At 47.8% G+C, this 8,925-nt stretch carries 8 protein-coding genes; 2 read left to right on the plus strand and 6 right to left on the minus strand.

What is annotated here, in order from left to right:
- The 5 genes from fabD to yceD all read right to left on the minus strand — a co-directional run.
- The coding region (gene fabD / locus ACRCZA_RS13590) for an ACP S-malonyltransferase (protein ID WP_438674950.1) at positions 1–660 on the minus strand (660 nt) is incomplete at its 3' end.
- A gap of 101 nt (positions 661–761) precedes the next feature.
- Positions 762–1,721, minus strand: coding sequence for a beta-ketoacyl-ACP synthase III (locus ACRCZA_RS13595; protein WP_438674951.1), 960 nt, complete (start codon positions 1,719–1,721; stop codon positions 762–764).
- 9 nt (positions 1,722–1,730) lie between these two features.
- On the minus strand, positions 1,731–2,759 hold the full coding sequence (plsX, locus tag ACRCZA_RS13600; protein WP_438674952.1) for a phosphate acyltransferase PlsX: 1,029 nt from the start codon (positions 2,757–2,759) through the stop codon (positions 1,731–1,733).
- 15 nt (positions 2,760–2,774) lie between these two features.
- Entirely contained in the window at positions 2,775–2,945 is a 171-nt protein-coding gene (gene rpmF, locus ACRCZA_RS13605; protein ID WP_438674953.1) for a 50S ribosomal protein L32, read from the minus strand.
- A gap of 17 nt (positions 2,946–2,962) precedes the next feature.
- Positions 2,963–3,487, minus strand: coding sequence for a 23S rRNA accumulation protein YceD (gene yceD / locus ACRCZA_RS13610; protein ID WP_438674954.1), 525 nt, complete (start codon positions 3,485–3,487; stop codon positions 2,963–2,965).
- Between the two features lie 262 nt (positions 3,488–3,749).
- Between yceD and ACRCZA_RS13615 the strand changes: the two genes are divergently transcribed.
- Entirely contained in the window at positions 3,750–4,349 is a 600-nt protein-coding gene (locus ACRCZA_RS13615) for a Maf family protein (RefSeq protein WP_438674955.1), read from the plus strand.
- 384 nt (positions 4,350–4,733) lie between these two features.
- Here ACRCZA_RS13615 and rluC read toward each other — a convergent pair whose 3' ends face one another.
- Positions 4,734–5,696, minus strand: a complete 963-nt coding sequence (rluC, locus tag ACRCZA_RS13620; RefSeq protein WP_438674956.1) for a 23S rRNA pseudouridine(955/2504/2580) synthase RluC — start codon at positions 5,694–5,696, stop codon at positions 4,734–4,736.
- A 540-nt stretch (positions 5,697–6,236) separates the two neighbouring features.
- Between rluC and rne the strand changes: the two genes are divergently transcribed.
- Positions 6,237–8,925, plus strand: a 2,689-nt coding sequence (rne, locus tag ACRCZA_RS13625) for a ribonuclease E (RefSeq protein WP_438674957.1), incomplete at its 3' end; no start/stop codon positions are given.

The raw sequence follows: 8,925 nt of genomic DNA on the forward strand, positions 1-8,925 counted from the left end.
CGGTACATCGTTTAGCGCAATGGCTAATTTTTCTGCCGCAGGCTTCATTAAGGCACAGTGAGATGGCACGCTTACTGGCAGGGCCACCGCCATTTTGGCGCCAGATGCTTTACATGCTGCAGCAGCGCGTTCAACCGCGCCTTTTTGACCAGCAATCACCACTTGGCCAGGGCTATTAAAGTTGACCGGACTCACCACTTCGCCTTGCGCTGCTTCAGTACACGCATTGGCAATGCCGTCATTATCCAGACCGATAATCGCGTACATCGCACCAGTACCGGCAGGGACAGCTTGTTGCATCAATTGACCCCGTAATTCGACCAACTTAATCGCATCTTTAAAATCAATCACTCCAGCGCACACCAGGGCAGAATATTCTCCTAGGCTGTGACCCGCTAACATGGCAGGCATTGCTTTACCTGATGCCACATAGGCGCGCCAAATGGCAACACTTGCGGCTAACAAAGCAGGTTGAGTTTTGTCAGTTTCGTTTAAGGTTTCTACAGGACCGTTTTGCACTAACGCCCATAGGTCATACCCTAAAACGTCACTGGCCTCAGCAAAGGTTTGTCCAACGATGGGCTCTGCTGCAGCAAGTTCGGCTAACATGCCTAGCGCCTGTGAACCTTGTCCAGGGAATACAAAAGCTACATTTTCCATATCAAATTACCTATGGCGAACTTAATTTATTGAGCAATTACCCCTTATCTTGGAACATCAAACCAAGATAACAGTAATAAGCATTGAGTGATCTAACCACATTAAAAACGAACGAGAGCACTGCCCCACGCAAAGCCTGCACCAAAGGCTTCGAGCAATAATAATTGCCCCCGTTGAATACGACCATCGCGCACCGCTTCATCCAGTGCAATCGGCACTGACGCGGCAGAGGTGTTGCCATGTTTAGCCAGCGTTAAGACGACTTTATCTAAACTCATATTGAGTTTTTTGGCGGTGGCATTGATGATTCGGAAGTTAGCTTGATGTGGCACCAGCCAATCAATTTCTGACTTATCAATATTATTGATCCGCAAAGTTTCGGTCACGACATGGGATAGCTGTGTCACCGCCACTTTAAAGACATCGTTGCCTTTCATGGTCATAAAGCCCACCGCTTCTGAGGTTTCCCCCTGACGTGGCGGGAAGGCACACTTTAACAAGTCACCTTGACGACCATCGGCGTAAATATGGGTAGAGATAATTCCAGGCTCATCGGCGACGCCGATCACCGCAGCGCCTGCACCATCACCAAACAGAATAATGGTGGTACGATCTTCAGGCTCACATAAGCGTGACAACACATCGGCACCAATGACTAACACTTTTTTCGCCGCGCCATTCTTAACAAATTGATCCGCCACCGATAAGGCATACACAAACCCTGAACAGGCAGCGGCAATATCAAAGGCCGGAATCGTATGCACCCCAAGCATGGCTTGGATTTCACAGGCCGCAGCAGGAAATGCATTAGCCGCACTGGTGGTGCCACAAATGATCATGTCTAAATCGGTTGCTGCTATGCCCGCCATGTCAATGGCCTGTAATGCCGCTTGATAGCCCATAGTCGCAACGGTCTCATCGAGCGCCGCAATGCGGCGCTCTGAGATACCCGTACGTTCAACAATCCATTGGTCACTGGTTTCCACCATTTTTTCCAAATCTTGGTTGCTACGCACCTGCACCGGTAGATAGCTACCAGTTCCGAGAATTTTTGTATGCATAAGGAGGGATCAGCTAGTTATATCTAAAAGAATCGACTCTAAACGATCTTTTATCATTTCAGGGAGTCGACGTTGCGCTTCAGTCACTGCCAAACTAATTGCTTGTAAATAGGCAGTTTCATCCGCATTACCATGGCTTTTGACCACGATTCCGCGCAATCCTATCAGACTTGCGCCGTTATAGTGGTCGGGGTTCATCTGACAGAGAACCGCTTGAATACGTGGGGCGATGAGTTTTGCCAAAAAACGCACAAATAAACCTTGCGTGAGTCCGCGTTTTAATTGATGCACCAGTAACTTGGCAATGCCTTCCGAGGTCTTAAGGGTAATATTCCCCACAAAACCATCACAGACTATGACATCCACGTTACCAGAATAAATGTCATCGCCTTCAATAAAACCGGTGTAGTTGATCTTATCGGTGTGCTGCAGGATCTGTGCGGCCTGCTGCACTTGATCATTACCCTTTATCTCTTCGGTGCCGACATTGAGTAAAGCTACTTTAGGGCGGGATTTTTTCTCGACCGCCTCACAGAGCACAGAGCCCATCACCGCAAATTGAAATAACGTCTCGGAATCACAGGAAATATTCGCACCTAAATCGAGCAAATACACAGGTTTTTGATTCACAGAAGGTAAACAACTGACTAACGCGGGCCGATCGACACCGGGTAACGTCTTCAATAACACTTTAGCCATTGCCATCAACGCACCGGTATTACCGGCACTCACACAAGCGGCGGCACGTTCATCGCGCACTAATTCAATAGCCAAACGCATAGAGCTATTTTTACGGCTACGCAGCGCATGTATCGGCCTATCCGACATGCTTACCACTTCATCAGTGTGGAGCACTTCAACACGGGAAAGTAACGTAAACTCAGCTTGTTGCAGATAGACATCAATTTCAGTCTTCGCACCGACTAAAATGATTTTTAGAAAAGGATATAATTTTAGTGCCCGCAAGGCTGCAGGCACTGTGACGTGGGGGCCATGATCACCACCCATCGCATCTAACGCAAGCGTCAGACTCGTCATTAGGAAACCAACAAATTACTTGTTGATTACCTTTTTACCGCGATAGAAACCATCAGCAGTCACATTGTGACGTAAATGGATTTCACCGCTGGTAGCGTCAACAGACAGCTGAGCAGTGCTCAGTGCGTCATGTGAACGGCGCATACCGCGCTTTGAACGAGATTTTTTATTCTGTTGTACAGCCATTGGCCCTGTCTCCTAGATTACTTGCTCTTCAGTTTTTCTAACACTGCAAACGGATTTGGACGCTCCTCTTGAGCGGGTTCGATCTCGCCTACAACTATGTCTTTAGATCCCATATTACAATCAATTTCTTGATGCATTGGGATTATCGGCATAGCGACTATCAATTCATCTTCGATCAATTGATGCAGACGTACTTCGCCAATTTCATTGCACTCAATTGGGTCATACGCATCCGGGAGCTCATCGATTTCTGCCTTAGTCCGGCATGGACCGAAGCAAAACTCGACCGTAACCTCAGTGGTAAATAGCGTCATGCAACGTTGACATATCAGAGTGAGCTCCGTCACAGCCTTCCCTTTCAGGTAGACTATCCCCTGTAAATCCACGCCACATTCAATCGACACTGCCACATCGGAACAGTCGCCGGCACATAACTCATTTAATCTTTTCAATTGCTGCCCAGGCACAATCCCCTGATAAGTGAGGCGGCTTGAGGCGGCGCGAATGGGATCAATTGAAACCGGTATCTTTACTGTTTGCATAAGGCGCGCATATTATAGTTTGAAAACGCTAGAGTCAAAGAAAAATTTCTAACTTAAGTCCCAGTGAGCAACTTAAGCACTTCTCCAGCCCCAACATTGAAATTAACGGAAGCGAAATTTTACCCAAGCAAGCGCGGGCATACAAGCATAAGCCACCGAAAATAGCGTCATTCACCGAAAAGCCCTCAGAAAAGAGGAAAACCTTGCACTTTTTGAGCAAGATTAGCGACAATGACATTCATTTACGCGACGGATCTTGCGCATGCCGCCCTCATTAGTATTAGCCTCAACCTCTGTTTATCGCCAAGCATTACTACAAAAACTGGGATTAGCCTTTGAATGCTGCGATCCTCAGATTGATGAAACCCCTAATTTGCACGAATCGGCCGAAGCGTTAGTGCTGCGCCTCGCCAAAGCCAAAGCGCTGGCTGGCGCGCAGCATTATCCTGCAAGCCTCATTATTGGTTCTGATCAAGTGGCCGTCATTGATGGGCAGATCATCGGTAAACCCTTAAATGCGGCCAACGCCACTTTACAGCTGCGCCAAGCATCGGGTAAAGCAATTACCTTTTATACAGGCCTAGCCCTTTATAATGCTAGCACGGGCGTCATGAACGCGGCCGTTGAGCCCTTTACGGTTCATTTTAGGCAACTAACCCCCCGACAAATTGCTGCCTATATAGCCATAGAGCAACCCTTTTACTGTGCAGGCAGCTTTAAAAGTGAAGGGCTTGGGATCGCGCTGTTTAATCGACTTGAGGGCCGAGATCCCAATACGTTAGTGGGACTCCCCTTAATGTTGCTCACTGAAATGTTACTCACCCAAGGGGTAGACGTATTGAGTGAGAATGGGGTGCAGTAAGCACAATATATTGATATGTCTAATTAAGATTTTGATGTTTAAGCTTGAGGTTTCCATAAAGATGTCCCCCTTCGCGCCGCAACAATCCGGTTTACGTTTAACCAAGTGCTGACGCGGCGTTATCCTTAACCTAAATCCCTAAGCTAAGGCTAAAGGCTTGGCATGAACATCAAAGCGATTGTCTTAAAAAATTGATCGCGATATCGAGAGATAACACCTTAATCTTGGGGTTAGACAGTTTGAGCCATGTTCTACGAGTCGTAGACTGCTCGTAGAGCATGGCGCAACGTGCTATTTAGGCAAAATATACGTCAGTAATAATACTCTGGTATATAACATTAAACCGGCACAGAAAAGTCACTGCAACATCAACAGCTGCGAGCATCAAACGCGTTTAAGCTTACTCAGTACCCGCGACAAATTGTCATCTAAAGGGGCAGATACACGCATCACGTGCTCATTTTCTGGATGAATAAACATCAACTCCGCCGCATGTAAAAATAACCGTTCAAGGCCAATTGAACGCATACTGTCATCAAATGCTTGTTCACTATACTTTTCGTCACAGGCTATAGGATGACCGGCATATTGACAATGAACGCGGATTTGGTGAGTGCGACCTGTCACAGGACTTGCCTGAACTAAAGTGCAACCTTGATAACGCTGCACAATTTTAAAGCGAGTTTCAGAAGGCTTACCTTCAGCACTGACTCGCACGATACGCTCACCGGATTTTAGGGTGATCTTCAATAAAGGCTGTTTAACCACTTTATCCTGAGCAGACCATTCGCCTTTCACTAACGCCAAATAATCCTTTTGCATCTTTTTATGCCGCAATTGATCGTGCAGGTGTTTTAGGGCGCTGCGTTTTTTAGCGACCAACAATACACCTGAAGTATCTTTATCGAGGCGATGCACCAATTCTAAAAACTTTTGCTGCGGCCTTAATGAACGTAACGCCTCAATCACACCATAATCAACACCGCTACCACCATGCACCGCAATACCCGCAGGTTTATTGAGTACAATCAGATGATTGTCCTCGTGTAAAATACGGCCTTCTAGTTGCGATACCTTCGTTAAATTGGCTGATGGCGCCGTACGATTATCGGGCTCAGCCACTCTAACGGGTGGGATGCGCACGATGTCACCTATCTGCAATTTATACTCAGGTTTGATACGTTTCTTATTGACCCTGACCTCGCCCTTACGAACGATACGATAAATCATACTTTTAGGTACGCCCTTTAGGGCCGTCATTAAAAAGTTGTCAATTCGCTGCTCAAAATGATCCTCATCAATAGTGATCAATTGAACCTGCTGCGGTGGAGTGGATACTGTATTCATGATGCGCCATCTAACTAAAACGGCCGCCATTGTACAACAACTGAGAAGAATTGTGCCTTTCCATTGCTGAATTTTTTGATTATTGCTATATTCCACCAGCGATTTGGGATAAGCCGTGAATAAAGTGTTCACAAGCTCCCAATCCCAAGCGAAAAGATTCAGGGATAAAAAAACATTTTCTTGATAGCAACTCATTGATTTGCAAATCGTATACTGAGTAAAAATACCACAAATGCGTTTTTTACGATTAAATCGAGAATGTGACCTTGTTTTAACGAGGTTTTCCTAGAACTTTTCTCCCGATTTCGAAACATATTTTAACTTGTCGTCAGACAAACCGATTCGACCTCGGCATTACCGGAACGAAACTAAAGAATTTATGGGGTTGGTTGATGTTTTACAACGAATTCCTTGTTTTTGTAATCATTAAAAAATAAGCCATAAATAGGATGCGACACGCAGCGACTGCGTCTAACAGTAATGCGCACCTTGCCTAGCCACACCAGCCGAGAGGCTCAGTAGACCACCGCTAGGCCCGTAATGCAGCGAAACGTGATGTTTGATGACCTCAATTTAAAGAAGAATGACGTCATCATGAAACGTATGTTAATCAATGCAACTCAATCAGAAGAGTTGCGTGTTGCCCTCGTTGATGGGCAACAACTGTATGATCTTGACATTGAAAGTCCAGGTCACGAACAAAAAAAATCTAATATTTACAAAGGTAAAATTACCCGCGTAGAACCCTCGTTAGAAGCGGCTTTCGTCGATTATGGCGCAGATCGTCACGGCTTTTTACCCCTCAAAGAAATTGCCCGCGAATACTTTCCTAAAGGCTATTCCTTCCAAGGTCGCCCGAATATCAAAGAAGTGGTCAGTGAAGGCCAAGAAGTCATTGTGCAAATTGATAAAGAAGAACGTGGCAATAAAGGCGCCGCATTAACCACCTTTATCAGTTTAGCGGGCTCCTATTTAGTGTTGATGCCTAACAATCCCAGAGCTGGCGGGATCTCACGTCGGATTGAGGGAGATGAGCGTACTGAGTTAAAAGAAGCCATGGCGGATTTAGAAGTCCCTGCGGGTATGGGGCTTATCGTGCGCACCGCTGGCGTTGGTAAAGAATCCTCCGAATTAAAGTGGGATTTAAAAGTACTACAACACCATTGGGCCGCCATCACCGAAGCGGCACAAACCAAAGGCGCACCTTTCCTCATTCATCAAGAAAGCAATGTGATCGTGCGCGCGATTCGCGACTACCTCCGCCGCGATGTGGGTGAAATCTTAATCGACCACCCGCGCATCTATGAAGAAGCGAAGCAACATATCGCCCTCGTGCGCCCGGATTTTGTGGAACGCGTTAAGCTCTATGAAGCAGAAGTGCCTCTCTTTACCCATTTCCAAATCGAATCACAAATTGAATCAGCCTTCCAACGGGAAGTCCGTCTGCCTTCTGGCGGCTCCATTGTTATCGATCCAACAGAAGCCTTAACGTCTATTGATATCAACTCTGCCCGCGCCACCAAAGGCGGTGATATCGAAGAAACCGCATTAAACACCAACCTTGAAGCTGCCGATGAAATTGCCCGCCAATTACGTCTACGTGACTTAGGTGGTTTAGTGGTAATTGACTTTATCGATATGACGCCTGTGCGCCATCAACGTGAAGTTGAAAACCGCTTACGAGATGCCGTGCACCACGATCGCGCCCGAGTACAATTAGGCCGTATTTCACGCTTTGGCTTGATGGAGATGTCACGCCAGCGTTTACGTCCGTCATTGGAAGAATCCGCTGCCCATATCTGCCCTCGCTGCCATGGCCAAGGCACTATCCGCAGTACTGAATCTTTAGCGCTGTCGATTCTGCGTTTGATGGAAGAAGAAGCCATCAAAGAAAACACCTCACAAATCGAAGCGATCGTCCCGGTCGATGTGGCAGCCTTCCTGCTCAACGAAAAACGTAAAGCCATTCGCATCACCGAACAACGTCATGATGTTGAAGTGTATGTGATTCCTGATTCACACATGATGACGCCTGATTACCGCGTGATCCGTCATCGTAATGATGATGAAATCACCGAATCTAGCTATAAGCGTATTGAACAACCAGAAGCCAAACTGTACGAGCCACGTAAATTGGAACGCACAGCCGCCCCCGTGCCGGCATTAAAAGGTTTTGCCGCGCCACAAAAAGTGGAACAAGCCCCTACGCCAACAGCAAAAGCGCCTAGCCCACAACCTGGTTTATTTAGCAAACTCCTTGGTGCCATCAGCGCACTGTTTAGTTCAGCGGAAAAACCAGCCAGCGCCACAACCTCTCAAGCCGCGACTGCCGATGCCAATACAACCAATGCCCATCGCCGCAATCGTCGCAATGATCCGCGTCGTGCTCGTAATGGCCAAGATGCTGAAAAAGCCAAAGACGGCAATCGTGAACAGCGTAACCGTAATAGCAAAAAAGTAGCCGAAACCAGCGCGCCAGAGCGGCCAGTTCGTGAAAGAGAAGACTCCGCTAAACGTCCAGCAAAAGCCGAACCGAAGCCACGAGTGCAAACGCCGAAAGAAGTGGTGGTAGACCTTCAAGAGGATGCACCAAAACAAGAAGTTGCACGCGAGCGTCGCCAGCGCCGTAATATGCGCCGCAAGGTACGTATTGTTAACACCGAGAGCGCGAGTGAGCCTCAACTGCAAGAAGAGGCGATTTTAGCGCAAGTCGCGGCCGTGAATGCCGCCGCAGCGACTGCCGCCCCTGTTGCAGCAGTGCCTACAACCGCCGTTGTCGCCAATCCGACAGAAGCAGCAACAACTGCAGCTGACGTCCCTGCTGAAACCAAAGCACCACGACCGCGTCGTCAGCCTCGCAAGGAGCATGCACCTGCAACTGAACCAGCTGATGCCACAGCCCATAATGCCAGCGCCGACACAACAAGTACGCCAGTCGTCAAGCATGAGTCTGTCGAACCGAGCGCTGCCGCGACTGTTCAGGAACTCAAGGTCGATAGCACTACCGCGGTTGAGAGTGCAGTATCTGAGAGCAGCGTTGAGCCAACTGAGGCTGACGATAAAGCCAAGCGCGAATCTCGCGAAGGTCAGCGCCGTAGCCGCCGTAGCCCAAGGCATTTACGTGCAGCCGGTCAACGTCGCCGCCGCGATGAAGATGAGCAAGGAACTTCTGCGCCAGCCCAATTCATTCCCAATGATGAATTAGGAGCCGATCAACAGTATCCAAGCG

Source organism: Shewanella sp. (genome assembly GCF_051658185.1).
In the GTDB taxonomy this organism is placed as follows: Bacteria; Pseudomonadota; Gammaproteobacteria; order Enterobacterales; family Shewanellaceae; genus Shewanella.

Coding starts and splice junctions, on each gene's coding strand:
- ACRCZA_RS13595 (WP_438674951.1), bottom strand. CDS start 1,721: ATGCATACAAAAATTCTCGGAACTGGTAGCTATCTACCGGTGCAGGTG.
- plsX (WP_438674952.1), bottom strand. CDS start 2,759: ATGACGAGTCTGACGCTTGCGTTAGATGCGATGGGTGGTGATCATGGC.
- rpmF (WP_438674953.1), bottom strand. CDS start 2,945: ATGGCTGTACAACAGAATAAAAAATCTCGTTCAAAGCGCGGTATGCGC.
- yceD (WP_438674954.1), bottom strand. CDS start 3,487: ATGCAAACAGTAAAGATACCGGTTTCAATTGATCCCATTCGCGCCGCC.
- ACRCZA_RS13615 (WP_438674955.1), top strand. CDS start 3,750: ATGCCGCCCTCATTAGTATTAGCCTCAACCTCTGTTTATCGCCAAGCA.
- rluC (WP_438674956.1), bottom strand. CDS start 5,696: ATGAATACAGTATCCACTCCACCGCAGCAGGTTCAATTGATCACTATT.